The organism is uncultured Jatrophihabitans sp. (assembly GCF_964244045.1).
In the GTDB taxonomy this organism is placed as follows: Bacteria; Actinomycetota; Actinomycetes; order Mycobacteriales; family Jatrophihabitantaceae; genus Jatrophihabitans.
Map to the genome: position 1 here is coordinate 30906 of NZ_CAXTHK010000014.1, position 24177 is coordinate 55082.

Here is a 24177-nt window from a genome sequence, read left to right on the forward strand (position 1 = left end):
ATCTCGCATGAGGACACGCGGAGTGCTGTTCGACGTCGACGGGACGCTTGTCGACTCGGGATACATCCACGCCGTCTGCTGGTGGCAGGCACTGCGTCAGCACGGCCACGACATCCCGACGGCCCTGATCCATCGCTCGGTCGGCATGGGCGGGGACCAGCTCGTGCCGCACGTGCTCGGCAAGGCGGCCGACGACATGGACGCGGACGAGCTGTCCGCGCTCATCGCCTCGCACGACGCGCTCTATGCCACCTACTGGGACCGCCTGCAGCCGCTGCCGGGCGCTCGCGAACTCGTTCGGCGCTGCCATGACGCCGGCCTGAGCACCGTGCTGGCGTCGTCGGCCAGCAGCACCGAGCTGGGGGTGCTGCGCGCCGTCCTCGACCTCGACGACGTGCTCGACCACGTCACGAGTTCCGACGACAGCGAGGCGAGCAAGCCCGACCCCGGCCTGGTCGAGGTTGCGTTGGACAAGGCCGGTCTGCAGCCGCACGAGATGGTGTTCCTCGGCGACTCGGTGTGGGACGTCCAGGCCGCGGCCAAGGCCGGCGTCGAATGCCTCGGCGTCGAGTGCGGCGGTACGAGCGAGGCCGAGCTGCGCGAAGCCGGGGCCACGGACGTCTTCCGAAATCCTGCCGACCTGCTCGAACGCTGGGCGCACACGCCGCTCGGCACAAGCCAGAAAGGGCACGACGCATGACGAAGTTCGGTTACACGCTCATGACCGAGCAGAGCGGACCACGGGAGCTGGTGCGCTACGCGCAGGGCGCCGAGGACGTCGGCTTCGACTTCGAGGTCTCGAGCGATCACTACTTCCCGTGGTTGACCGAGATGGGTCACGCGCCGCATGCCTGGACGATGCTCGGCGCCGTCGCGCAGGTGACGCAACGCGTCGAGCTGATGACCTACGTGACCTGTCCGACGTTCCGCTACCATCCGGCGATCGTGGCCCAGCAGGCCGCAACGCTCGCGCTGCTCAGCGACAACCGGTTCACCCTCGGGCTCGGCTCGGGCGAGAACCTCAACGAGCATGTCGTGGGCGCGCCCTGGCCGATGGCCTCGGTGCGTCAGGAGCGCCTCATCGAGGCAATCGAGATCATCAAGGCGCTGCTCACCGGCGAGCAGACGACCTGGGTCGGCGAGCACTTCCGCGTCGACTCGGCAAAGGTGTGGGACCTGCCCGATCAGCCCATCGCCCTGGCCGCCGCGGTATCCGGTGATTCGTCGATCACCAAGTTCTCCCCGCTGGTCGACCACCTGATCGCCGTCGAGCCCGAGGGTGAGTTCGTGCAGAACTGGGACGCCGCGCGCTCGTCCGCCGGGCTGCCGGAGAGCCGCAAGATCGGTCAGATCCCGATCTGTTGGGGCCCCGACAAGGACCGGGCTGTCGAGCGGGCCCACGAGCTGTTCCGCTGGTTCGGCGGGGGCTGGCACGTCAACGCCGACCTCCCGACGCCGGTGGCCTTCGACGCGGCCAGCCAGTTCGTCACCCTCGACGACGTCGCCGACGCTATCCCGTGCGGGCCTGACCTGGACGAGATCGTCGAGGCCGTGCGGCCGTTCTGGGCGGCCGGCTTCACCGACATCGCGATCGTGCAGGCCGGCGACGAGAGCCAGGAGCAGTTCCTGGCCGAGGCTGCTGGGCCCCTGCTGGAAAAGCTGCGGGCCGCGTCGGCCTAGGTCCGGAACCCTTAGGCCCGGAAGCCTTAGGCCCGGAAGCCTTAGGCCCGGAACCCTAGATCCGGAACACGCCCAGCACGGCTGCGGTTCGGGCGTCGGTCAGCACGTCCTCCAGCAGCAGCGGCACACCGTCGGGTCCGGACAGCGGCACCTTCCAGTTGGGATGTTGCTCGTCGCCCGTCCCGGGTTGGTTCTGGATCCGGCGGTCCCCGACTGCGTCGGTGAGGGCCACGCACCGCAACCGTGCCGGCGTGAGCGTCAGGAAGCGGTGCAGGGCCAGCACCACCTGCTCCGTCGACGGTGTCCTACCGGCGGGTAGTAGTCCTTCGCGGACCAGCTCTGCTGTCCACGCGGTGCGTTCGGTCTCCGCGGCCGCAAGTTCGTCCTCGACCGGGCGGGTGAGCAGGCCCAACTGGTCACGCAGGCGGATGTGCTCGCCGGCGAGGTACCCGGCCGTGGGCGGCAGGTCATGAGTGGTCACCGACGCCAGGCACAGCGCGCGCCAACGCTGCGGGGGGAGTGGAGCGCCGTCGACATCGGTCTCGAACCACAGGATCGACGTGCCCAGCAGCCCGCGCTCGTGCAGGTAGGCACGCGCCGACGGCTCGACGTTGCCGAGATCCTCGCCGATCACGACGGCGCCGGCCCGGTGGGCCTCGAGGGCGAGGACGCCGATGAGGGCCTCATGGTCGTAATGCACGTAGGTGCCCTCGAGCGATGGCCGCCCATCCGGAATCCACCAGAGCCGGAACAGCCCGATGATGTGGTCCACGCGCAGGCCACCGCAGTAGCGCAGTGCCGTTGCGAACAGCTCGCGGATCGGCGCGTATCCCATGCTGGCCAGCCGATCAGGCCGCCACGGCGGTTGCCGCCAGTCCTGGCCGAGCTGCGAGTACGCGTCCGGCGGCGCGCCGACCGTCACCGCTGTCGCCATCGCATCCTGGTAGGCCCAGGCGTCCGCTCCCGCCGGGTTGACCCCCACCGCGACGTCGTGCACGATGCCCAGCGCCATGCCTGCGTCGCGCGCCGTAGCCTGCACCGCGGTCAGCTGCTCGTCGAGCAACCATTGCACGCGCGCGAAGAAGTCGACGCGCGCGGCGTGTTCAGCAGCGAATTCGGCCACGCCCGGATCGGCCGGGTCGCGGTAGCGCTCGGGCCAGACGCGCCAGTCGTTGCCGTACGCCTCGGACAGCGCCGACCAGGTCGCGAAGCGAGGCAGGGCAGCGCCCTGCCGCTCCCGGTACGCGGCGAAGCTGCTCTCACGCTCGGGTGGCGGCTCGGGCGCGAGCAGGATCTCCAGTGCCGCGAGTTTGGCCGTCCACGCCGGATCGCGCTCGATGCGCTCGTCCGAGCGCGCTTGCACCTCGGCCCCGAGCCGGTCCACCTCAGCGCGCTGTGCCGCGGCCAGCGCGCCGTACTCGGGTAGGTCCTCGAGGTGCAGGTAGAGCGGGTTGGCGAATCGGCGGCTCGCGGGCAGATATGGCGACGGGTCCAGCGGCGGGACGGCCTCACCGGCGTGCACAGGGTTGACCAGCACGTAGTCGGCGCTGTGCTCGTAGGCCGACCACGTGGCCAGGGTGCGTAGATCGGCAAGATCACCGACGCCCCACGAGTCGCGCGAGCGCACGCTGTAGAGCTGGACGGCCAGGCCCCAGCCCGGCTGCTCCTGCAGGGCCGTGGGCAACTCGAGACGCTCAGGGGTGACGATGATCGGGGTCGAGCCCCCGTCGTCGAGCACGAGGGTGTGGTAACCCAACGGCAGGTCGCGGGGCAGCTCATCCCCGACAGCTCGGCTGCCGCCGCCCTCCAGCTCGACGCGCCCCGGCGCAGGAACGGCGCACGACTGCCCGGCACGCAGCACGATGCAGGGCGGCACGCCGTAGTCGTCGCGGTCCCGGCGAGCCGCCAGCGCCTCGGCGCAGCGCTGCGACGTCGAGGCGTCGACGTCCATGGCGCCGAGCACGGCGATCAGCGTCGAGTCAGGCACCGTCCGGTGCTGGCCTTGCCAGTCCCAGTACTCGGTGTCGATGCCGTACGTCCCGGCCAACGCGTGCAGAGTCTCGAGATCGGTCACCACACCATCCAAGCCGATCTTGCGGGACTCGGTATCGTCGCCCTGTGGCCGACCTGCAGACCTCGGACCAGACCGACGGGGTCGTCACCCTGCGGTTGTCCGGTTCGCTCGACGAGGCCGACGTCACGCCCACCCTGCGCCAGGCCCGTGAGTTGCTGCGCCCGGCCGGGACGCACACCCTGATCGTCGACCTCGCCGAGGTGGCGTTCATCGACTCGTCCGGACTCGGACTGCTGGTCAGCCTGCGTCAGCTTGCCGAGGACCGCGGCGCGCACTTCGCGCTGCGGCAGGTGCCCGAGCGGGTCACCCGGCTGCTGCACCTCACCGGGTTGATGGGCTACCTCGCCGCTCAGTGATCGCTGGGAGTGATCGCTGGGTCGGTGAGTGGTGCGTACCAGAGCACGGCGGCGAACAGCCACACCGTGCACACGTGCACGACGGTGCACCACAGGCAGATCGCGTCGATGCGGAACAGCTCCGCCCACACCAGGTAGAGCACAGCTACGACGCCCAGCACGGCGGCGACGAGCCGCACCCGGTTCAGCATCGGCACCCGCCAGGCCGGCGGGCTGACCAGTGCCACCATCACCACGAAGTACAGCGCCCCGCCCAGGGCCACCGGCACACCGAGCAGGTGCGAGTAGCTGCTCGTCGTCACCTTCTGGCAGTTCACGGTCGCGTTCTCGGGGCAGGCGAAGGTCGTCGACGAGCTGAAGTGCTCGACGGTCAGGTAGCCGGACGCGACGAGCCCGAGGACGGCCGGTGCGAGCGCACCCCAGCGCCGCGGAGCCGAGCGATCGGGGCTCATTGCTACTCCGTGGGCAGTGCCGCGGCAGCGGCCCTGACGCCGGACGACGAGCAGACCGCCGCGGGTGCGCCGTTTGTCAGGGTGCAGAGCTTCGCCGTGATCAGGTTGGCCGAACCGACGATGCCGAGCGAGATGCTGGTCGTGGGCCGAGCGAGCGCGGCGGCGATCTCAGCCTGCGTCTTGCCTTTCAGGACGGCCGGGTCGTACTGCGCTCCCTCGATCAAGGAGGACCCGCCGAGATCGATGAACGGGTAGCCGTTGGCTTTCTTCTCGTAGAGGGCCTTGTCGCTGCTGGTCAGGGTGTCGAGCTTTGTGTACTTCCCGCCGGACACCTGGTTCGATTCCAGTTCCTTGCCGGTGAAGGCGAGGTAGCTGCTGGTGTAAGTGGAGCCGCTGAAGCCCAGCGACGCGGTGTCGGGGTACGAATCGTCCGGCGACGACGAGACCTCCTGCAGGTTGTGCAGATCACCGAACCGCTCGAGCGCCACGGCAAGGGGCCATCGTTCGGCCGCGCAGAACGGGCACCACTCGGCTCCGACGAACAGCACCCGCGGCTTTCCGTCGCCGGTCAGCGGGGCCCCCGTGGTCGGCTTGGGTGCCGCGCGGGCGTCGCCCAGCTTGATCGTGTTGAACACCGAGTTCGGGATTGTCGCGATTTGTGTCGTGACGGCGGCGCCCGCCGCGGTGGCTTTCGTCCCCGACTTCCGGGCGGTGCCGTCGGAAACCACCTTCACCACCACGAAGACCGCAACGACCACGACGATGGCCACCACGGCGCCGGCCACCGTGATCATTCGGCGGCGGCGCTGCTCCTCGGCTATGCGCCGGCGCGCCTCGGCCGCCCGCTCGGCGGCCAACCGCTTACGGTTCTCATCGGGGCCTTTCCGCCGCGTGGCCATCAGGACCGCGCAGCCATGTCCGACAGCGAGAACGGTGGTCGCCCGGCGGGCTGCGTCGGCGTGGGCGTCTGCGGGACCACAGGTGTCCACGGCCGCTCGACGTCGGCGCCGGCCTTGATCTCGACCAGCTCGTGCTCGTCGTCGTCGCTGAGGTGCAGGACGGGGATCGTGGCGTCGCCGTCGGTGCTGTAGCGCACGGTGTCCGGCCCGATGTCGACCCGCAGCCGCTGCTGCCCGACGCGCAGCGCGAAGCGCAGGCCCGTCCACCCCGGCGGCAGCTGCGGGCGGAAGATGAGCTGGTCACCCATGTCGCGCATGCCACCGAAACCTGCGACGAGCGCCAGCCAACCGCCGGCAAGCGAGGCGATGTGCAGCCCGTCGCGCGCGTTGTGCTGCAGGTTGTGCAGGTCCATGAGTGCAGCCTCGGCAAGGTAGTCGGCGGCGAGGTCGAGGTGCCCACACTCGGCGGCGACGATGGCCTGCGTGCAGGCCGACAGCGACGAGTCGCGCACGATCAGCGGCTCGTAGTAGGCGAAGTCGCGGGCCTTGTGCTCGGCGTCGAAGTCGCTGCCGCACCAGTGCAGGGCGAGGGTGAGATCGGACTGCTTGACGACCTGCTTAGGGTAGAGCTCGAAGTAGGGCGCATTCAGCAGTAGCGGGTACTCGTCGTTGCGCTCCGAGCGCTCGAAGTCCCACATCTCGCGAGAGGTGAACCCGCGGTCCTGCTCGTGCACCTGCAGCCGCTCGTTGTAAGGCACCGCCATGCGCGCGGCGCAGTCGGCCCACCGTTCGATCTCGTCGTCGTCGACGTCGAGGGCCTGCGCGTCTTCGGCGAACTGGCGGGCCAGTTCGACCGCGGACGTCAGGTTGCGCTTGGCCATCAGGTTGGTGAAGACGTTGTCGTCGATGACGGCCGTGTACTCGTCGGGACCGGTGACGCCGTCGAGGTGGAACTGCCCGTCCGGCCCGTCGTAACCGTGCGAGCACCACAGCCGGGCGGTCTCGACGAGCAGGGGCACGGCCACCGTGCGGGCGAAGTCGTCGTCGCGGGTCCACCAGAAGTGCCGCGCGGCCGCAGCAGCGATGTCGGCGTTGATGTGCAGCGCGGCGGTGCCCGCGGGCCAGTACCCCGAGCACTCCTCGCCGGCGATCGTGCGCCAGGGGAAGGCCGCGCCGCGCAGCCGAAGGGTGCGGGCCCGGTCGCGGGCGGCGTCGAGGGTGTCGGCCCGCCAGCGCAGGGCGTCGCCTGCGGCGTGCGGCGCGGTTGCGGTCAGCAGCGGCAGGACGAACATCTCGGTGTCCCAGAACGCGTGGCCGTCGTAACCGGGACCGGTGAGGCCCTTGGCCGGGATACAGCGGTGTTCGGCGCGGGCGCTGGCCTGGTAGGCGTGGAAGATGCCGAACCGCACCGCGCGCTGGATCTCGACCGGCCCGTCGATCTCGACGTCGGCACCGGACCAGAACTCTTCGAGGTGCTCGCGCTGCTCCTGCTCGATGGTGTCCCAGCCGGCCTGGTCGGCGCTGATCAACCCGGCGTCGACCTGGTCACGCAGGGTCGGGGTCGTGCGGGTGGCGGACCAGCCGTAGGCCACGAACTTGACCAGTTCCGTGGTCTCACCCGGCGCGAGCGTGCTCGACACCGTGTACCGCGCCCAATCCGGGTGGTCGATGATCTCGGTGGCGCACGCCTGCGCCGCGTCGAGCTGGTGGCCCATCGCCGCAGCCACCCGCAGTCCGCTTGAGCGGGTCTGGTGCACGAGGTGGGCGCGGTTGCCCTCGGAGTCGTGGGTGATCGACTCGAGGGCATCCTTGAACGCCGCCGCAGCCCGCGGATCGCCCGACTGTGTAGGCAGCGGCTCATTGGCCACCAGCTCGGACTGCAGGACGATCCGCAGCGGGGTGTCGATGGCCTCGACGCGGTAGCGGATGGCCAGGATGGACCGCCGCGCCAGCGACACCAGCCGCTCGGTGTGCAACTTGACGCGGGTGCCCGACGGCGACTCCCACTCGACGTGGCGCTCGAGTACCCCGCGGCGCAGATCGAGGATGCGCTCGTGCGAGATCAGCTGCCCGTAACGCAGGTCCAGCGGTTCGTCGTCGACGAGTAAGCGAATGATCTTGCCGTTGGTGACGTTCAGGATCGTCTGGCCGGTCTCGGGGTAGCCGTAACCGGCCTCCGCGTACGGCAGCGGCCGGGTCTCGTAGAACGAGTTGAGGTAGGTGCCGGACAACCCGTTCGGGTCACCCTCGTCGAGGTTGGCGCGAACGCCGATGTGGCCGTTGCCGAGTGCGAACAGTGACTCGGACTGCGCCAGCTCACGGTGGTCGAGGCCGACCTCGCGCAGGATCCAGGGGTCGGCCGGGAAGCGGTCGGCGAACGAGGTGCTCATGCGTCGCCCTCGAGCAGATCGGCGAGATCGTCGACGACGACGGTGGCGCCCTGCTTGGCAAGGTCCGCGGCGTGGTGGGCGTCGATGCGATTCACCCCCACGACGAAACCGAACTTCCCGCGGTGCCCGGCCTGGACGCCGGCGGTCGCGTCCTCGAACACTGCGCAGGTGTCCGGGGCGGCGTCGACGAGCCTGGCCCCAGCCAGGAAGGAGTCCGGCGCCGGTTTGCCCTGCAATCCCTGCTCCTCGATCGTCTTGCCGTCAACGCGGCCCTCGAGGTAGGCGTCCAGACCGGTCACCCGAAGCACCTGCTCGGTGTTCGCGCTGGAGGACACGACGACGCGCCGCAACCCCGCCTGCTGGGCAGCTTCGAGGTAGCGCCGGGATCCCGGATAGACCTTGACGCCGTCCTTCGCGATCTTGGCGAGCACCTCGTCGTTCTTACGGGCCGCGATGCCGTGCACGGTCTCGTCGTCGGGGCCGTCGTCCTTGCCCCCCTCGGGGATGTCGAGGTTGCGTGAGCGCAGGAAGTCCCGCGTGCCGTCCATTCTCGGTTTGCCGTCGACGTACTGCGCGTAGTCGTCATCGGTGAACGGCTGCTGACCGTGCTTGTCGAGCACCGGGTCGAAGGTGTTCTTCCACGCGGCGCGATGCACCGAGGCGGTGTCGGTCAGTACGCCGTCGAGGTCGAACAAGCAGACGTGGACGGAGTCGGGAAGTCCCAGCACACCTCCAGCCTGCCAGCAGGCAATCCGCGCCGAACACGCCGCCTGGTGATTGACAGTGCTGAACTCGACCCGCAACGCTGTCTGCACTCCGCATTGCATGTTCCGGATCGGGGGACCTGGGGCAGCACGCGCGATCGCGACGCGCAGCGGCGGTTGCGCCGGGAACCTCGCCAGCGAGGTTCCCGGCGCTCCCCCTACCGGCGCAGTTCGTCGGCGGCGCTGTTGCGCACTTTGTCCTGGGCGCTGTTGCGCAGTTTGTCCTGGGCGCTGTCGCGCAGTTTGTCCTGGGCGCTGTCGCGCAGTGCGGCCAGCACGGCGTCGTCGTAGCCCATCGGTTCGAAGAGCACCACGCTGCGCACGAGGTCGTCGCGCACGACCACCTCGTTCTTCATCGACTCGATCAGCGCCCGAACGGTGTGCCGGTCGACGCCGGTGAGCAGCGGCAACGCCTCGGCCGCCGCCCGGGCGGCCGGCCGGGTGCCGCCGGGCAGCCAGATCGGCAGGAAGATCGACGTCCGGCCTTCAAGGACGCTGACCCGGCTGAGCATGTCCGAGTAACGCAGCACGTCGGCACCGCCGACCTCGAAGGTGTAGGTCTCGCGGTCGTCGACGTCGAGCACACCGACGAGGTACCGCACCATGTCGGACAGGGCGATGGGTTGGGTGAGCGTGCGGCCCCACTGCGGAACGGTCAGCGCGGGCAGCTTGCCGACGAGGTTGTGGATGATCTCCCAGCTGGCACCGCGGTGACCGATGATGATGCCGGCCCGCAGGGTGCTCACCGGTACGCCCCCCAGGCCCAACAGGCCTTCACACTCCTGGCGGCTCCGCAGGTGGGCCGACAGCCGGTCGTCCGGATCGCCGAGACCGCCGAGGTAGACGATGCGCCGCACCCCGGCTGCCGCGGCCAGGTCGCCGAAGCCGCGCGCGGCGGCCGCGTCGCGCGTGACGAAGTCACGGTGGTTCAGCGAGTGCACTAGGTAGTAGGCGACGTCGCAGCCGGCCAGGGCCGCGGGCAGCGAGTCCAGGTTGTCGACGTCGCCGAACACCGGCTCGCCCGTCCCGTCGTACACCTCAGGGCGACGGGTCATGGCCCGCACCTCATGGCCGGCGTCGACCAGAGCCAGGACGAGCGACCGGCCCACGAAGCCGGACGCGCCGGTCACCAGTATCTGCACGGGAGCCTGGTACCCCGGCCACCCACTGCCGTCACCCTCCGGTGACCCGCCTCGCCCCGGTGGGTAGTGACGACTCATGGCCGACATCATCGAACTGATCTACGCCGACCACGACTGGTTCCGCCGGCAGTTCTTCCTGCTCGACGAGGCCAGCAATGTGGCCGAGCTCGACGCGATCTGGGAGCCGCTGGCCACCCGGCTCGATATCCACGCCGAGGCCGAGGAAACGGTGTTCTACCCGGCTCTGCTGAAGCTTGGCGGCAAGGAGGGCGACCCCGAGGACGAGACCGAGGACGCGATCAGCGACCACAACAGCATCCGCGAGGCGGTACGCGCGGCTGGCGAGCACGAGACCGGATCCGACGAGTGGTTCGAGGCAGTCGGCAAGGCCCGCACCGAGAACGGCGAGCACCTCGACGAGGAGGAGCGCGAGGGCATGCCCGACTTCATCAAGAGCGCCTCGCGCGAGGTGCGGCACGAGCTCGCCATGCAGTGGCTGCGTTTCTGGCGCCAGCACCCTGAGGGCAAGGGCATCGACACCAGTGAGCGCGATCCCGAGGAGTACATCGCAGCGAACAGCTAGCTCCCGGTCGGTGCGTGCTCTTCGGCGGCCGAGGTCAGACCCGCACTGGTGAGTGGCGTCGGCTCGAGCGCGTCGTCCTCTGCGTTCGGCTTGGTACGCCGCTCAGCCACGAGCGCACCGATCAGTACACCCGCGAAGATGACCGCGCTGAGCACCATCAGCCAGACCGACAGTACGAACACGGCTCCGATGAGCCCGTAGGCGTCGACCTGCCAGGAGATCTGGCCGGGCACGATCAGCCGTGACAGGCGCACCAGGACGGTGGTGAGCACCGCGACAGCGACCGCGCCCGGCAGCAGCGCTCGGTACGAGACGCGTCCGCTCAGCAGCCAGAACTGCGTCCACCAGTAGAAGACGAACGCCAGCGCGGCCTGCAGGACAGCGATGGAGACGGGCCCCACGTGCGCGAACTCGGCGTCGACGGAGCGGCCGATGCGACCGGCCAGCAGGACGGCCACCATGAAGGCCGTAAAGGCGGGCGCGAAGAGCAGCAGGCGAAAGTGGGTGCGCACGCCGCTCGCACGGGGCAGCGTCCAGATCAGTTCGAAGGCTCGTTGTTGCACAGCACCGACGCTGGTCATGAAGATCACCGCGGTGACGAGCCCGAGGACGAGCACGGACGTGCTGATCGACGGCGACGCGCGACCGAACAGCAGCGAGAGGTCATGTCGCGACTTCTGGGTCAGGCCGAAGAACCGGGCGATGACGACGCTGACGTTGTGGCCGGTGGTGCGCTGCAGCACCGCCGACATCGCTACCACCAACGGAGCGGTGCACAGCACCTGTTGCGCGCACAGCGCGAGGGCGTGGGTGTCGAGGTCCAGCTCTCGCATCCGGCTGACGCCCTGACCGGCGATGCTCTGATCCCACCACGCGCGCCCCGCGACGACGCGGCGGTTCTCCACCAGGCGCTGCGGCGGAAAGTGGGGCACGAGTGAAGTGTGCCCGACAGGCGGGGTTGGCGGCTCACCCCGGAGGGGGAGTCGCGGCGGAGTCTCAGCCGAGCCGGATGCCGGCGAGCTGGCTGCCGTGCGCCACCACCCGACCTCGCGAGTCCCAGACCCAGCACTGCTCGTCGACGCGCTGGTCGTCGACGAGGCTCGCGCGCTGCAGCACCCGCAGCGGGCCGGGCGCCGGCAGGGCGCGCACGTAGGCGGTGAGTTCGAGGGTCGGCACCCAGCCGGTCAGGGCGATGTCGAAGGTGGCCGGCGGGAACGCGTCGACGGCGTACAGCAGCGAGATAGGGTCGAAGTCCTCGCCGCCGGGCAGCGCCAGCCAGCCGCGCAGCTCGCCGCGACCGCTGGGTTCGCGGCGGGCCCAGCCGAACGTCTCAGTGTCTATGCGGATGTCGACGAGGCCCATGATGTCGACCTGCACCCCGCTGGGATTCACCGCGGGCAGCCGGTGTGCTGCCTCGCGGTTGCTCGCTCCCGGATCGGGCACGCCATCGGCCCAGTAGGGATCGGCCTCGGGGTTCAGGTCGGCGGTGGTGATGAGCGCTTCGACGCACGTGCGACCGTCCTGCACGAGGCGGGCCCGCAGCTGGCTGGCCGAGCGGCCCGCGCGCAGTAGCTCGGCGGTCACCTCGACCGGTCCCGCCTCGGGTGCCCGCAGGTAGTGCGCGCTCGCGGCGATGACGTGCTCATGGGTCGACGTCTCGGCGGCGGCGCGGCCGAGCATGGCGAGCAGGTAGCCGCCGTTGGGCTTGCCGCCGATCGTCCACCGCGGATGCGCGTCAGCGGTGAACGTGCGCACGCCGTCCAGAGCTGGTCCGGCGGGTGTCAGTGCAGTGGCGGCGGAGAACAGGGCGTCCGGTTCGGTGGGCACGTCCCGATCCAACACGGCCCCGCCGACGCGAGCGTCAGTGGCTCGTCACCCCTGGTTCTTGATTCTTAGCGAGACGTCGTGCCAGCCGCCGGCCAGAACGTCGGCCTGGGCCGGCCCCCAGGTGCCCTTGTAGTAGGGCACCGGTCGTTCTGCGACGTCGAGGATGGGCGAAACGATGCGCCATTCCTGGTCGATGGTGTCCGCGCGGGCGAACCGGTGCCGCCGGCCGTCCATGGCGTCGTCGAGCAGGCGCTCATAGGCCTCCTGCCGGTGGCCGAGCGCGGTGGCGAAATCCACCCCGAGGTCGACGGGCTGGCTGACCGTCTCGGTGCCGGGTGATTTGGCCTGTACTGACATCGTGACGCCGTCGCTGTGCCCGAGCCGGAAGCGCACGAGGTTGGCCTCCGGCAGCGGCGCGTCGATCTCGCTGAACAGCAACCGCGGCGGCCGCCGCAGCTCGACGACTGCCTCGGTGGCGGTACCGGGCATGCACTTGCCGGCCCGCAGGTAGAACGGCACACCGGCCCAACGCCAGGACTCGATGGACAGCTTGGTCGACACGAACGTCTCGGTCGTGGAACCGGCCGCCACCCCGGCCTCGTCGAGGTAGCCGACGTACTGACCACGCACGGTGGTGGCCGGGTCGAGGGGTTCGACCTGACGCAGCACCTTGACCTCCTCATCGCGGTACGCGTCGGCATCGTCGGCGATGGGCGGTTCCATGGCCAGCAGCGCCGCGACCTGCAGCAAGTGGTTCTGGAGTACGTCGCGGACGGCGCCCACACCGTCGTAGAAGCCGGCGCGGCCCTCGGTGCCGAACTCCTCGGCCAGCGTCACCTGGACGCTGGCGATGTAGTTGCGGTTCCACACCGGTTCCAGGAAGGCGTTGGCGAAGCGGAAGACCAGCAGGCCCTCGACCGACTCCTTGCCGAGGTAGTGGTCGATACGAAAGATGTCGGACTGGGTGAACGCGCCGGCCAGGGTCTGGTTGAGATCGGCAGCGGTCTCGCGGTCGCGCCCGAAGGGCTTCTCGACGATGACGCGACCCTTCTCGGCCAGTCCGACCTTCACCAGGCCGGCAACGACGTCGCCGAAGACCGACGGCGGGATGGCCAGGTAGAAGACCGGGCGCGTCGACTCCCGCAGCTGCTCGGCGAGCCGCTCGTAGGTGACCGGGTCGGCGTAGTCGCCGGTGACCATCGTCAGCCGCGCCGCGAGTTCCCGGAAGGCGGCGTCGTCAGGCTGCCCCACCGCGGCCTCGATGGACTTGTGGGCCCGTTCGATCAGTTGCTCGTCGTCCCAGGCCGAGCGGGCGACGCCGATGACCGGCACGCCCAGCCGGCCCTGCCGGGACATTTGGTAGAGCGCCGGGAAGAGCTTCTTGAACACCAGGTCGCCGGTGACTCCGAAGAGCACCACGGCATCGGCTCGGGTCTGCATGGCGACATTGTGGGGCCCCCGCCACCCCTCCGGTGATCAACAGCGCTGAAACGGCACGATCTGACGTTTCAGCGCTGTTGATCAGCCAGGGGTCTAGCTGTCCAGCGCGGCGTCCAGGGTGATCTCGACGCCGGTGAGGGCCTTGCTCACCGGGCAGCCGGCCTTCGCGTCGGCGGCGGCCTTGGCGAAACCGTCCGCGTCGAGGCCGTCGACCTCGCCGCGAACGGTGAGCTTGATGCCGGTCAGCTTGAATCCGCCGCCCGAGTCCGGGCCGAGCGAGACGTCGGCGGTCACGTCAAGAGCCTGCGGGGTGCCGCCGGCCTCGGCGATCAGGGCCGAGAGCTGCATGGCGTAGCAGGACGAGTGCGCCGCGGCGATGAGCTCCTCAGGGCTGGTGGTGCCGTCGGCGTCGTCGGCGGCCCGCTTCGGGAATGAAACCTCGTAGGTGCCGACTTTCGAGCTGGTCAGCTCGACCTGGCCGGAGCCGTCCTGCAGGGTGCCGTTCCAGGCGGTGCGTGCGGTGCGAGTGGGCATGGTGCTCCTTGATGTCAGGGGTGGGTTCACCAGAACGTACTCAGCGCGTTGCCACCGTCCGGAACCGCTACGACGATCTCCGCCTCGTGGTGTCTACTAGGCCCATGGCCCTGCCGACGCCCGATCCGGACGACCTGCCGCCGATCGATCCCACCGAGCCGGTGCCCGACGACCCCGGTGAGCTGGATCCCGACGCACCGGTCGAACTGCCGCCCGCACCGATCGAGCCGGCGCCGGGTGAGCCCGGGCCGGACGGTCCCGATCCGGTGCCGGCGATTTCGCCGAGTCAGCCGCTCATCCCCGACGGTGACCCGGACCCTGAACCTGGTGGCGTCCCGGCCTGATCGTTATTCCGGCTTGGTCCAGCCGTCCGCAGCGGCAGCCTCGGCACCGATCGTGGTGTCGTCGCCATGCCCGGTGTGCACGACCGTCTCGGCCGGCAGGGTCAGCAACCGCGAGCGGATCGACCCAACGATCGTGTCGAAGTCCGAGAAGGATCGGCCGGTTGCGCCGGGACCGCCGTTGAACAACGTGTCGCCGGTGAACACGCACCCGAGCTCGGGCGCGTAGAAGCACACCGCTCCGGGTGCGTGCCCGGGCGTATGCAAGACCTGCAGCTGCGTGCCGCCCACGTCGAAGGTCTGGCCGTCCGCGAGTTCCTCGAACGAACCGTGCCGGTAGGTCATCCGCCACAGCGGTGAGTCGTCGGGGTGCAGCAGGACCGGCGCGTCGAAGCGGTCGGCAAGCTCATTGGCCACCGTCACGTGGTCGTCGTGCGCGTGCGTGCACAGCACGGCCAGCAGGTTGCGCTCGCCGATCAGCTCGGCGATCGGCTCGACCTGGTGTGGCGCGTCGATGACCACGCAATCGGTGTCGTCGCCAATCACCCAGACGTTGTTGTCGACGTCCCACGTGCCGCCGTCCAGGCTGAACGTTCCGCTCGTGACGGTGTGCTCGACCCGAGCCGCCATTAGAGCCTCACTTCGTTCGACTCTGCTGAAGCACGATGCCGTCGGTTCGCTCCGCAAGCGTCGCTCACAGCATCACCACCGAGCGCAGGACGTCGCCCTTGTGCATCTTCTCGAACGCAGCCTCGATGTCGTCGATACCGATCTTCTCGGTGACGAACTTGTCGAGCGGGAAGCGGCCCTGCTGGAACAGGTCCACGAGCAGCGGGAAGTCGCGGCTGGGCAGGCAGTCGCCGTACCAGGACGACTTGAGCGCACCACCGCGGCCGAAGACGTCGATCAACGGCAGCTCCAGCATCATCTCGGGATTCGGCACCCCGACGAGGACGACCGTGCCGGCGAGATCGCGGGCATAGAACGCCTGCTTGTAGGTCTCGGGCCGGCCGATGGCCTCGACAACGACGTCGGCACCGAAACCGCCAGTGAGGTCCTGGACCGCCTCGACGACGGCGTCGAGATCAAGACCCTTCGAATTGATGGTGTGGGTGGCGCCGAACTCCTTGGCCGTCTCGAGCTTTCGGTCGTCGATGTCGATGGCGATAATCGTGTTCGCGCCGACGAGCCGTGCGCCGGCGATGGCCGCCGCACCTACCCCGCCGCAACCGATGACCGCGATGCTCTGCCCGCGCTTGATCGCGCCGGTGTTGATGGCCGCGCCGATGCCGGCCATGACGCCGCAGCCGAGCAGGCCGGCTGCTTCGGGCGGAGCGCCAGCATCGACCTTGGTGCACTGTCCGGCGGCGACGAGGGTCTTCTCGGCGAACGCGCCGATGCCCAGCGCCGGCGACAGCTCGGTGCCGTCCTCGAGGGTCATCTTCTGGGTGGCGTTGTGGGTGTTGAAGCAGTACTGCGGCTCGCCGCGCTTGCAGGCGCGGCACTCGCCGCAGACGGCGCGCCAGTTGAGGACAACGAAGTCGCCCGGTGCGACGTCGGTGACGTCGGGGCCCACTGCCTCGACGACGCCGGCGGCCTCGTGGCCGAGCAGGAACGGGAACTCGTCGTTGATACCGCCCTCGCGGTAGTGCAGGTCGGTGTGGCACACGCCGCAGGCCTGCACCGTCACCAGCGCCTCGCCTGGGCCCGGGTCGGGGACGTTGATCGTGACCACCTCGACCGGGGCGCCCTTCGACCGCGCGATCACGCCCTTCACCTGCTGGCTCATTCTGCGACCTCGTAGGTGCCCACGATCGTGGCGCGGCCCAGCGTGTGGCTGAACAGGTTGAAGCCCAGGTAGGCGGGCGTTGCCTCTTCTGGGATGTCTAGGCTGGGCACGTCGACGGCGTGCACGACCACCCAGTAGTGGTGCGTGCCGTGGCCGGCCGGGGGGGCCGCGCCGACGTATCCGGGGAAGCGCGCGTCGTTGTTCAGCTGCACCGCACCGTCCGGAAGGCCGGTCTTGCTCGTGTTGGCCGCCAGCTCCGTGACGTCGGCCGGGATGTTCAACACCGCCCAGTGCCAGAACCCGCTGGCCGTCGGTGCGTCGGGGTCGTAGACGGTCACGGCATAGCTCTGCGTGCCCTCGGGCGCGCCCGTCCAGGACAGCTGGGGCGAGGCGTCCTCGCCACCCGCGCCCATCACGCCCGACACCTGCGGCGCGTTCAATGCCTCGCCGTCGGTGACGTCGGCGCTCGTCACCTCGAAGCTCGCGACCTGCGGTAGATCGTCGTAGGGGTTTCGGCTCACGGCGTGCCTCCTAGTTCGCGGGTTCGGACTCCCTGCGATTCTGGCCGGTTGCCGGACGAAGGAAACGGCGGGGTGAGGCTTGTGCACTAGTTACTATGCGTGCATACTATTTCCATGCCTGTCTTTGCGTCAGCTGCCATCGACTCGTCCGCTGCCCCGGCCGCGTTCTTCGCGAGGTGGGCCGACATGGCCACGTGGCCGGAATGGAATCTCGACACCGAGTGGGTACGGCTCGACGGCGAGTTCACCGAGGGCGCCACCGGCATACTCAAGCCGAAGGGCGGGCCGAAGGTGCGCTTCATCATCGAGCGCCTTGAGCCCGGTCGGCGCTTTACCGACGTCTCATTGCTGTTCGGTGCCCGGCTCACCTTCGACCACCGGGTGTCCACCGATGCACGGGGCACGCACGTCGCGGTCGAGGTCGGCCTCGACGGCCCGCTTGCCTTCTTCTGGCGACGCATCCTCGGCCGCGGCATCCGCGCGTCAATGCAGCCCGACCTCGACCGGCTCGGTGCTGCGGTACTCGAGTCGCAGGCTGCATGACGTCGCGGGGCCGCCTCGCCACTGCGCACGCCGAGGCCGGTGACAGTGCCGGCCTGCTGATGTGGCAGGTCACGAACCGCTGGCAGTCGGCCGTCAGGGCCGAGCTGCGCCCGTTCGAGCTGACCCACGTGCAGTTCGTGCTGCTGGCCTCACTCACCTGGCTCAACAGCGTCGACGAGGGCCCGGTGACCCAGGTGCGGCTCGCCCAGCACGCGGCGACCGACCCGATGATGACCTCTCAGGTCGCCCGCGCCCTCGCCGGCCGCGGCTTGGTCGAGCGGCGAGCCCACCCCGACGACGGCCGGGCCGTCGCCCTGCACGCGACCGCGGTCGGTGTCGAACTGGTGAACCGGGCGTTCGTCGCCGTCGAGGCCTGCGACCGGCAGTTCTTCGCCGCGCTCGGCCGCGAGCAGGACACCTTCGTGCGCCAGCTGAGGACGCTGCTCGCGCAGTCGTGATCAGCCGGCGCGATGCTGCTGGCGAGTGCGCCCGGTGCGACGGTTCTCGCGCCGCGTGGCGGCGGTGTCCTCGTTGCTTCGTCCGGCACCGTCGGCGCCGGCCAGCCACCCGCGCATCGCGGTGTAGATCGTGGCGTCGGCGAGCAGGTCGAAGTGGTGCTTGCCGCCGCCGATGTGGTGCGTGCGAGCGGCGTCGAACGGAATCGTCCGTGACTTGCCCTTGCCGTGCGCGCTGCTGTGCTGCACCAGCAGGTCCATTGCGAACAACCCCTCGGTCCGGCGCGACAGCGTCGCCGAGGCCATCGAGTACGCGACGCCCGGGATGAGGGGCGCCTCGGTGACCCGGTTCTGGGGGTCGTTCGGATGCCAGTCCAGCCAGTCGGCCTCGAGCATGGAGCCGTGCCGCAGGTCCTTGATGCCGACGCTGCGTCGATGGATCAAGCCGGCGACGGCCCTGGTCTCGGGCAGTCGGGCAAGGTGCTGTGCGCCCCAGTTGGCGAAGCGTTCCAGCGGCGCGCCGTGGTGCGGCGTGCCGAGCCCGACCACGTGGCGCAGCAGCTTCGTCCAGCGCATGCCGTCCTCGTGCCCTTGGTGCGCCGCGCTGCGCGCCACGAGGCCGCCGAGTGAGTGGCCGACCAGTGCGATCTCGGTGACCTTCACCGGCCACGCCTCGACGAGGCCGGTCAACTGGTCCGACAACTCGCGGCCGTTCGCCGAGATGTGCAGGCCGGTGTTGAAGTTGGCGTAGAGCGGAGTCCATCCGTCGTCGTCACGCAGCTTGGAACCGTAGGTGACGGTGCCATCGCCCCACCGTTTGACGGCCGAGTACGACCAGCAAAGGTCCGTCTCGCACAGCCCGTGCAGGAAGACGACGATGCGGCCGGTCGCCCGCTCGTCGGCGTCGTGCGCGAGGTTGACCGGCAACCGGCGCAGCGGTCCGGCGTGGTGGCGTAAACGCAGCTCGGGCGCCAGCGCGGGGTGCTCGTCGGCGATCTGGTCGCCCAGCACACCGTTGATCGCGCCGATCGCGAGCCGGGCCCTGGGCCGGTCGTGCATCGACTCGTCCGACCCGTGACCGAGCGCCTCGGCGAGCAGGCCCGCCGCCTGCGGCCCATAGGTCAAACCCAATCGGGTTGAGATGTACGCGACCGTCGAGATGCTGTCGTGCAGCAGCTTGATCGGGGCGCCGGCCGAGCCGAGCAGACCGAAGATGCGCCCGGCGACGGCGACGTGCGTGTCACGCACTGCAGTGGTGATGTCGCCCAGGGCGTGGCCGGCGAAGCCACCGGCGTCGCGGATCTCGTCCGACCTCATGCATACACAGTGAACGACTGTGCACTGAAGCGCAAGACCGTGGTTCTCGTGCGAGTGGCAAGCTGAACGATGACGATGCGCCCCACGCAAGCGGAGGATTTCTCATGACAGCACTGCCGGCCGGCATCCCCACCCAGCTGTACATCGACGGTCAGTGGCGAGACGGGTCGCAGGGCGCCTTCGAGGTCGTTGATCCATCGACCGGCGACGTGCTGACCTCCGTCGCCCGGGCAGGGCTGGACGACCTGGACGCGGCCATCGACGCGGCCGCTGCTGCACAGCCGGACTGGGCCGGACGAGCGCCCCGCGAACGCGCCGAGGTGCTGCGCAAGGCCTACGAGCTGATGATCGAGCGCAGCGAGGACATCGCGTTCCTGATGTCGCTGGAGATGGGAAAGTCGCTCACCGACTCCCGCGGCGAGGTCACCTACGCCGCCGAGTTCTTCCGCTGGTACTCGGAGGAGGCCGTTCGCGTCGGCGGCGAGGTGCGGATGTCGCCGACCGGCGCGAACCGGATCGTCACCTTCAAGAAGCCGTATGGGGTCGCCCTGCTGCTGACCCCGTGGAACTTCCCGGCCGCGATGGCCACCCGCAAGCTCGGACCCGCCCTGGCAGCAGGATGTTCAGTGGTACTCAAGCCCGCCGAGGACACGCCGATGACCGCGCTCGTGCTCGCTCAGGTGCTCACGGACGCCGGCGTGCCGGCCGGCGTCGTCAACGTGATCACCTGCGACAAGCCGGGCGACCTCGTCGAACACGCGCTGGCCGACGAGCGCGTACGCAAGCTGTCGTTCACCGGCTCGACGCGGGTCGGGTCGCTGCTGCTGAAGCAAGCGGCCGAGCACGTGGTCAGCTCGTCCATGGAGCTGGGCGGCAACGCACCGTTCCTCGTGCTGGACGACGCCGATCTGGACGCCGCGGTCGAGGGCGCGATGCTGGCCAAGATGCGCAACGGCGGGCAGGCCTGCACGGCGGCGAACCGGTTCCTGGTGGTGGAGTCGGTGGCCGGCGAGTTCGCCGAGAAGCTGGCCGCGAAGATGGGCGAGCTGACGATGGGTCCCGGCACCGCCGAGGGCACCAAGCTCGGGCCGATGATCAACGCCAAGCAGCGCGACGGCGTCGCCGACAAGGTGACCCGCTCGGTGCAGGCCGGGGCGAAGGCGGTGCTCGGCGGGTCGACGCCTGAGGGCAGCGGCTTCTTCTACCCGGCGACTGTGCTGACCGACGTGCCACGTGACGCGCCGGTGGCCGTCGACGAGATCTTCGGGCCGGTGGCGCCGATCATCGTCGTCAAGGACGACGACGACGCGATTGCGGTGGCCAACGCGACCGAGATGGGACTCACCGGCTACGTCTACACCCGCGACCTCGCGCGCGGGCTCCGGGTCAGCGAGAAGCTCGAGGTCGGCATGGTCGGCCTGAACCGCGGACTGGTGTCCGACCCGGCCGCACCGTTCGGTGGCGTTAAGGAGTCCGGCCTCGGTCGGGAGGGCGGGTTCGAGGGCATCGAGGAGTACCTCGAGACCACGTACGTCGCCACCAACTGGTGAACCTGCCCGCCGAGTACCCAGCACTCGCGCCGCCGCTGCCGCGGCCGGTGCTGATGGACCAGTGGTGGAACGACCTCGCCTTCATCCATTGGCCGGTCGAGCCGGCGAGCGTGGTTCGGTTCTTCCCGCCTGGCACGCGGCCCGACGTGTGGAGCGATGGGCAGACCTACGTCGCGCTCGTGCCGTTCGCGATGCGGCGAGCTGGATTCGGCCGGGGGCTGCCGGTGCCGTACTTCGGCTCTTTCCTGGAGACCAACATCCGGCTGTACTCGGTGGACGACGCTGGTCGGCACGGCGTGCTGTTCCGCTCGCTCGAGGCGGCGCGGTTCGCGATCGTGCCGTTCGCGCGCATCGGGTTCGGCATGCCGTACACGTGGGCGCGGATGTCGCTGGACGCGACGTCGCGTCGAGACGGCGACGTCGTCACCTACGACAGCGTGCGCCGCTGGCCCCGGCGCGGTCTGCGCAGCCGATTGTCACTGCGCCTCGGCGAGGTCGTCGAGCCGACGCCGCTCGAGACCTGGCTGACGTCGCGGTGGGGTGCGCACAGCCGGGTGGCCGGACGCACGGTGTGGGTGCCGAACGAGCACGCGCCGTGGCCGCTACGCGAGGCATCGCTCCTCGAGCTGGACGACGACCTGCTTGCGGCCAGCGGAGTGCGCGCAGCCGGGGTGCCTCTCAGAGCGCTCTGGTCGCCAGGCGTCCGCGCCCGCTTCGGCCGTCCGTCCCTCGTCCGTTGACCCTAGTCACCTGGGGCCGATCATCACCTGGGGCACTCAATGGTCGGCGCGCGGTGGCCACGGACACCGGGGACAGCGCACTGCGTTCCGGCGCACCGTGGATGATCTGGCGTCCGCAGTAGCCACTGGATCCCAACGCCACCACGTCAGGCGCGCCAGGCTCGCGCTGACCCTGGTGAACCAGCGTTCGAGGTCCCGGCCCGAGAGTCACCTCCGCGTGGCACTGCACGGGCCCGACATGCCGGTGTTCGAGGTGAACGAGGCGGTTTACTGGCCGCAGCCAAGCTCGCCCTGGAGTACCAGGGCGCCGATCACGCCGACCCCATTCGCATGCGCAAGGACATCACTCGCGCCGCTGACCTGCGTCCGAGCGTTGGCTGTGCTTGTACTTCGGGCCAGCCGAGGTTCCTGGGGCGGCCGTGGCAGATCAAACCTGAGGTGCGTCACGTTATGTCGGAGCGGGCACCGCACTTGCTGCCGTAACAACAGTGGTCAGTTGCTGTTGTCGATGGTCGGTCTCTTGTGACCACGGACGTACGTAAGTGACCACTGACCGGAGGGCGAGGGGTCAGGTAGCGAGGGACGTGGTGATGCGGTGCGCGCCGCGGGTGAGCAGCGGGGCGAGGCGGGTGCCGGGGGAGCGGCCGAGGCGTTCGATCGGGCCGGAGACCGAGATGGCGGCGAGCAGCTCGCCCTCGGGGGAAAGCACCGGTGCCGACACAGACGCGACGCCGGCCTCACGCTGCCCGATGGACTGCGCCCAGCCGCGGCGCCGCACCTCGGCGAGCGAGCGTTCGGAGAACGTCTCGACCCCGACGAGCGAGGCCGGGTCCGACCACGCGCACAGCACCTGCGCACCAGAACCCGCGTTCAGCGGCAACCGGGTGCCCAGCGGCACGGTCGTACGCAGGCCGTGTGCTCGCTCGGCGGCGGCTACGCACACTCGCTCCGCGCCATCGCGGCGGTAGAGCTGGGCGCTCTCGCCGCACTCGTCGCGCACCCACGCCAGCACCGGTCCGGCCGCCGCGACCACCGGGTCGGGCAGCGCCGCGGCCAGCTCACCGAGGCGCGGGCCGAGGATGAAGCGGCCTTCGGCGTCGCGGGCCAACAGGCGGTGCGCCTCGAGCGCGACGGCCAGCCGGTGCGCGGTGGCCCGGGGCAGGTCGGTGGCCGCGACAAGGTCCGCCAGCGCCCGCGGGGCCAGCGCCACCGAGGCCAGGATCGCCACTGACTTGTCGACGACGCCGATCCCGCTCTGGCCGCTGTCGCCCGGTCGCTCCGCGCTGCTAGGCTGTCCCATACAGCGATACTACTGTCTCGCAGGATGAGACAAGCAACCAACACGCGAGGTGTGAGGCATGGGCAAGACGCTCGCCGAGAAGCTCTGGGACAGCCACGTGGTGCACGCTGCCGCGGGCGAGCCCGACCTGCTGTTCATCGACATGCACCTGATACACGAGGTGACGAGCCCGCAGGCGTTCGACGGCCTGCGCCTCGAGGGTCGCCCCGTGCATCGACCGGATCTCACGCTCGCCACCGAGGACCACAACACCCCGACCGACTATGTGTTGCCGCTGATCGGCACCGAGTCGATCAAGGACGAGGTCAGCCGCACGCAGATCGACACCCTGCGCCGCAACTGCGCCGAGTTCGGCGTCACCATCTACCCGATGGGCGATGACGAGCAGGGCATCGTGCACGTCATCGGCCCGCAGCTCGGTATCACCCAGCCGGGCATGACGATTGTCTGCGGCGATAGCCATACCAGCACGCATGGTGCGTTCGGCGCGCTCGCTTTCGGCATCGGCACCAGCCAGGTCGAGCATGTGCTGGCAACCCAGACGCTCCCCATGGATCGCCCGAAGACGATGGCCGTCACGGTGAACGGCGAGCTGCCCCCTGGCGTCACCCCGAAAGACGTCATCCTCGCGGTCATCACCCGCACGGGTACCGGCGGTGGCCAGGGCTACATGGTCGAGTACCGCGGCTCGGTCTTCGAGCAGATGTCCATGGAGGGCCGCATGACGGTCTGCAACATGAGCATCGAGTGGGGTGCGCGGGCCGGCATGATCGCACCCGACCAGACCACCTTCGACTACGTCCAGGGTCGCGACCACGCGCCGAAGGGCGCCGACTGGGACGCAGCGGTCGAGTACTGGACAAGCCTGCGCACCGACGACGACGCCGAGTTCGACGCCGAGATTGTGATCGACGCTGCCGGGCTGGCCCCGTTCGTCACGTGGGGCACGAACCCGGGGCAGGGCGCGCCGCTGTCGGCCACGGTTCCGGACCCGGCCGATTTCGAGGACGAGGGCGATCGCGCAGCCGCCACGAAAGCCCTTGCCTACATGGGATTGACCGCCGGCACACCGTTGCGCGAGGTGAAGGTCGACACCGTGTTCGTCGGGTCCTGCACCAACGGTCGCATCGAAGACCTCCGTGCCGCGGCGCAGGTGCTCGACGGCAAGCGGGTCGCCGACGGTGTGCGAGTGCTCGTCGTACCGGGCTCGGTACGGGTGCGGCAGCAGGCCGAGCGCGAGGGTCTCGACGCGATCTTCACCTCGGCCGGCGCCGAATGGCGCCAGGCCGGCTGCTCGATGTGCCTGGGGATGAACCCCGATCAACTCAAGCCGGGCGAGCGCAGTGCCAGTACGTCGAACCGCAACTTCGAGGGCCGGCAGGGCAAGGGTGGACGCACGCATCTGGTGTCGCCGCTCGTGGCCGCGGCCACCGCCCTCACCGGCCACCTCGCCAGCCCCGCAGACCTGTAGGAGACCCGA

The 24177-nt window shown here is 69.7% G+C and carries 25 protein-coding genes; 10 read left to right on the forward strand and 15 right to left on the reverse strand.

The window, feature by feature from the left end:
• Positions 1–7: 7 nt before the first annotated feature.
• Both ACFFC4_RS12075 and ACFFC4_RS12080 read left to right on the forward strand, forming a co-directional pair.
• Positions 8–700: an HAD family hydrolase gene (locus tag ACFFC4_RS12075; RefSeq protein WP_375501128.1), complete on the forward strand. Its 693-nt coding sequence runs from the start codon at positions 8–10 to the stop codon at positions 698–700.
• Entirely contained in the window at positions 697–1680 is a 984-nt protein-coding gene (locus tag ACFFC4_RS12080; RefSeq protein ID WP_375501130.1) for a TIGR03557 family F420-dependent LLM class oxidoreductase, read from the forward strand. The genes ACFFC4_RS12075 and ACFFC4_RS12080 overlap by 4 nt, the downstream gene beginning before the upstream one ends.
• A 55-nt stretch (positions 1681–1735) precedes the next feature.
• Here the strand turns inward: ACFFC4_RS12080 and malQ are convergent, their stop codons facing one another.
• Entirely contained in the window at positions 1736–3754 is a 2019-nt protein-coding gene (malQ, locus tag ACFFC4_RS12085; RefSeq protein WP_375501132.1) for a 4-alpha-glucanotransferase, read from the reverse strand.
• Positions 3755–3798: 44 nt separating this feature from the next.
• Here malQ and ACFFC4_RS12090 point away from each other — a divergent pair, with 44 nt between their 5' ends.
• Complete coding sequence (locus ACFFC4_RS12090) at positions 3799–4110, forward strand: STAS domain-containing protein (RefSeq protein ID WP_375501134.1); 312 nt, start codon at positions 3799–3801, stop codon at positions 4108–4110.
• Here ACFFC4_RS12090 and ACFFC4_RS12095 read toward each other — a convergent pair.
• The 5 genes from ACFFC4_RS12095 to ACFFC4_RS12115 all read right to left on the reverse strand — a co-directional run bounded on the left by ACFFC4_RS12095 (position 4104) and on the right by ACFFC4_RS12115 (position 9757).
• Positions 4104–4562 (reverse strand): vitamin K epoxide reductase family protein, encoded by a 459-nt coding sequence (locus ACFFC4_RS12095; RefSeq protein WP_375501136.1) that lies wholly within the window; start codon positions 4560–4562, stop codon positions 4104–4106. The two genes, ACFFC4_RS12090 and ACFFC4_RS12095, sit on opposite strands and share 7 nt — an antisense overlap.
• Before the next feature lie 2 nt (positions 4563–4564).
• Positions 4565–5461, reverse strand: a complete 897-nt coding sequence (locus ACFFC4_RS12100) for a DUF929 family protein (protein ID WP_375501138.1) — start codon at positions 5459–5461, stop codon at positions 4565–4567.
• The gene (locus tag ACFFC4_RS12105) at positions 5461–7851 is read right to left on the reverse strand and encodes a glycoside hydrolase family 65 protein (protein ID WP_375501140.1); all 2391 of its coding nucleotides are present in this window, start codon (positions 7849–7851) and stop codon (positions 5461–5463) included. The genes ACFFC4_RS12100 and ACFFC4_RS12105 overlap by 1 nt, the downstream gene beginning before the upstream one ends.
• Entirely contained in the window at positions 7848–8579 is a 732-nt protein-coding gene (locus tag ACFFC4_RS12110) for an HAD family hydrolase (protein ID WP_375501142.1), read from the reverse strand. The genes ACFFC4_RS12105 and ACFFC4_RS12110 overlap by 4 nt, the downstream gene beginning before the upstream one ends.
• A 194-nt stretch (positions 8580–8773) precedes the next feature.
• The gene (locus tag ACFFC4_RS12115; RefSeq protein WP_375501144.1) at positions 8774–9757 is read right to left on the reverse strand and encodes an NAD(P)H-binding protein; all 984 of its coding nucleotides are present in this window, start codon (positions 9755–9757) and stop codon (positions 8774–8776) included.
• A gap of 76 nt (positions 9758–9833) precedes the next feature.
• Between ACFFC4_RS12115 and ACFFC4_RS12120 the strand changes: the two genes are divergently transcribed.
• Complete coding sequence (locus ACFFC4_RS12120; protein ID WP_375501146.1) at positions 9834–10340, forward strand: hemerythrin domain-containing protein; 507 nt, start codon at positions 9834–9836, stop codon at positions 10338–10340.
• Here the strand turns inward: ACFFC4_RS12120 and ACFFC4_RS12125 are convergent.
• The 4 genes from ACFFC4_RS12125 to ACFFC4_RS12140 form a co-directional block, all read right to left on the reverse strand.
• On the reverse strand, positions 10337–11272 hold the full coding sequence (locus ACFFC4_RS12125) for a hypothetical protein (RefSeq protein WP_375501148.1): 936 nt from the start codon (positions 11270–11272) through the stop codon (positions 10337–10339). The genes ACFFC4_RS12120 and ACFFC4_RS12125 overlap by 4 nt on opposite strands.
• A gap of 64 nt (positions 11273–11336) precedes the next feature.
• On the reverse strand, positions 11337–12167 hold the full coding sequence (locus tag ACFFC4_RS12130; RefSeq protein WP_375501150.1) for a thioesterase family protein: 831 nt from the start codon (positions 12165–12167) through the stop codon (positions 11337–11339).
• A gap of 45 nt (positions 12168–12212) precedes the next feature.
• Entirely contained in the window at positions 12213–13607 is a 1395-nt protein-coding gene (gene zwf, locus ACFFC4_RS12135) for a glucose-6-phosphate dehydrogenase (RefSeq protein WP_375501152.1), read from the reverse strand.
• A 93-nt stretch (positions 13608–13700) separates the two neighbouring features.
• On the reverse strand, positions 13701–14141 hold the full coding sequence (locus tag ACFFC4_RS12140) for an OsmC family peroxiredoxin (protein ID WP_375501154.1): 441 nt from the start codon (positions 14139–14141) through the stop codon (positions 13701–13703).
• A 104-nt stretch (positions 14142–14245) separates the two neighbouring features.
• On the opposite strand from ACFFC4_RS12140, the gene ACFFC4_RS12145 reads away from it, so the two are divergent.
• On the forward strand, positions 14246–14485 hold the full coding sequence (locus ACFFC4_RS12145; protein WP_375501156.1) for a hypothetical protein: 240 nt from the start codon (positions 14246–14248) through the stop codon (positions 14483–14485).
• A 3-nt stretch (positions 14486–14488) separates the two neighbouring features.
• Here the strand turns inward: ACFFC4_RS12145 and ACFFC4_RS12150 are convergent, their stop codons facing one another.
• The 3 genes from ACFFC4_RS12150 to ACFFC4_RS12160 form a co-directional block, all read right to left on the reverse strand.
• Positions 14489–15112 (reverse strand): MBL fold metallo-hydrolase, encoded by a 624-nt coding sequence (locus ACFFC4_RS12150; RefSeq protein WP_375501158.1) that lies wholly within the window; start codon positions 15110–15112, stop codon positions 14489–14491.
• Positions 15113–15176: 64 nt separating this feature from the next.
• Positions 15177–16271 (reverse strand): S-(hydroxymethyl)mycothiol dehydrogenase, encoded by a 1095-nt coding sequence (locus ACFFC4_RS12155; RefSeq protein WP_375501160.1) that lies wholly within the window; start codon positions 16269–16271, stop codon positions 15177–15179.
• Entirely contained in the window at positions 16268–16792 is a 525-nt protein-coding gene (locus tag ACFFC4_RS12160; protein ID WP_375501162.1) for a YbhB/YbcL family Raf kinase inhibitor-like protein, read from the reverse strand. The genes ACFFC4_RS12155 and ACFFC4_RS12160 overlap by 4 nt, the downstream gene beginning before the upstream one ends.
• 114 nt (positions 16793–16906) lie before the next feature.
• On the opposite strand from ACFFC4_RS12160, the gene ACFFC4_RS12165 reads away from it, so the two are divergent.
• Together ACFFC4_RS12165 and ACFFC4_RS12170 are read left to right on the forward strand one after the other, a co-directional pair.
• A complete protein-coding gene (locus ACFFC4_RS12165; protein WP_375501164.1) occupies positions 16907–17335 on the forward strand; it encodes an SRPBCC family protein in 429 nt (142 codons plus the stop codon).
• Complete coding sequence (locus ACFFC4_RS12170; protein ID WP_375501166.1) at positions 17332–17793, forward strand: MarR family winged helix-turn-helix transcriptional regulator; 462 nt, start codon at positions 17332–17334, stop codon at positions 17791–17793. The genes ACFFC4_RS12165 and ACFFC4_RS12170 overlap by 4 nt, the downstream gene beginning before the upstream one ends.
• Here ACFFC4_RS12170 and ACFFC4_RS12175 read toward each other — a convergent pair whose 3' ends face one another.
• Positions 17794–19107 (reverse strand): esterase/lipase family protein, encoded by a 1314-nt coding sequence (locus tag ACFFC4_RS12175; protein WP_375501168.1) that lies wholly within the window; start codon positions 19105–19107, stop codon positions 17794–17796.
• Between the two features lie 104 nt (positions 19108–19211).
• On the opposite strand from ACFFC4_RS12175, the gene ACFFC4_RS12180 reads away from it, so the two are divergent.
• Positions 19212–20657, forward strand: a complete 1446-nt coding sequence (locus tag ACFFC4_RS12180; protein WP_375501170.1) for an NAD-dependent succinate-semialdehyde dehydrogenase — start codon at positions 19212–19214, stop codon at positions 20655–20657.
• Positions 20658–20710: 53 nt separating this feature from the next.
• Positions 20711–21397 (forward strand): YqjF family protein, encoded by a 687-nt coding sequence (locus ACFFC4_RS12185; RefSeq protein ID WP_375501258.1) that lies wholly within the window; start codon positions 20711–20713, stop codon positions 21395–21397.
• A gap of 568 nt (positions 21398–21965) precedes the next feature.
• On the opposite strand, the gene ACFFC4_RS12190 is transcribed toward ACFFC4_RS12185, so the two are convergent.
• Positions 21966–22697 (reverse strand): IclR family transcriptional regulator, encoded by a 732-nt coding sequence (locus tag ACFFC4_RS12190; RefSeq protein WP_375501172.1) that lies wholly within the window; start codon positions 22695–22697, stop codon positions 21966–21968.
• 58 nt (positions 22698–22755) lie between these two features.
• On the opposite strand from ACFFC4_RS12190, the gene leuC reads away from it, so the two are divergent.
• On the forward strand, positions 22756–24168 hold the full coding sequence (leuC, locus tag ACFFC4_RS12195; RefSeq protein WP_375501174.1) for a 3-isopropylmalate dehydratase large subunit: 1413 nt from the start codon (positions 22756–22758) through the stop codon (positions 24166–24168).
• The last annotated feature ends 9 nt before the right edge of the window (positions 24169–24177 follow it).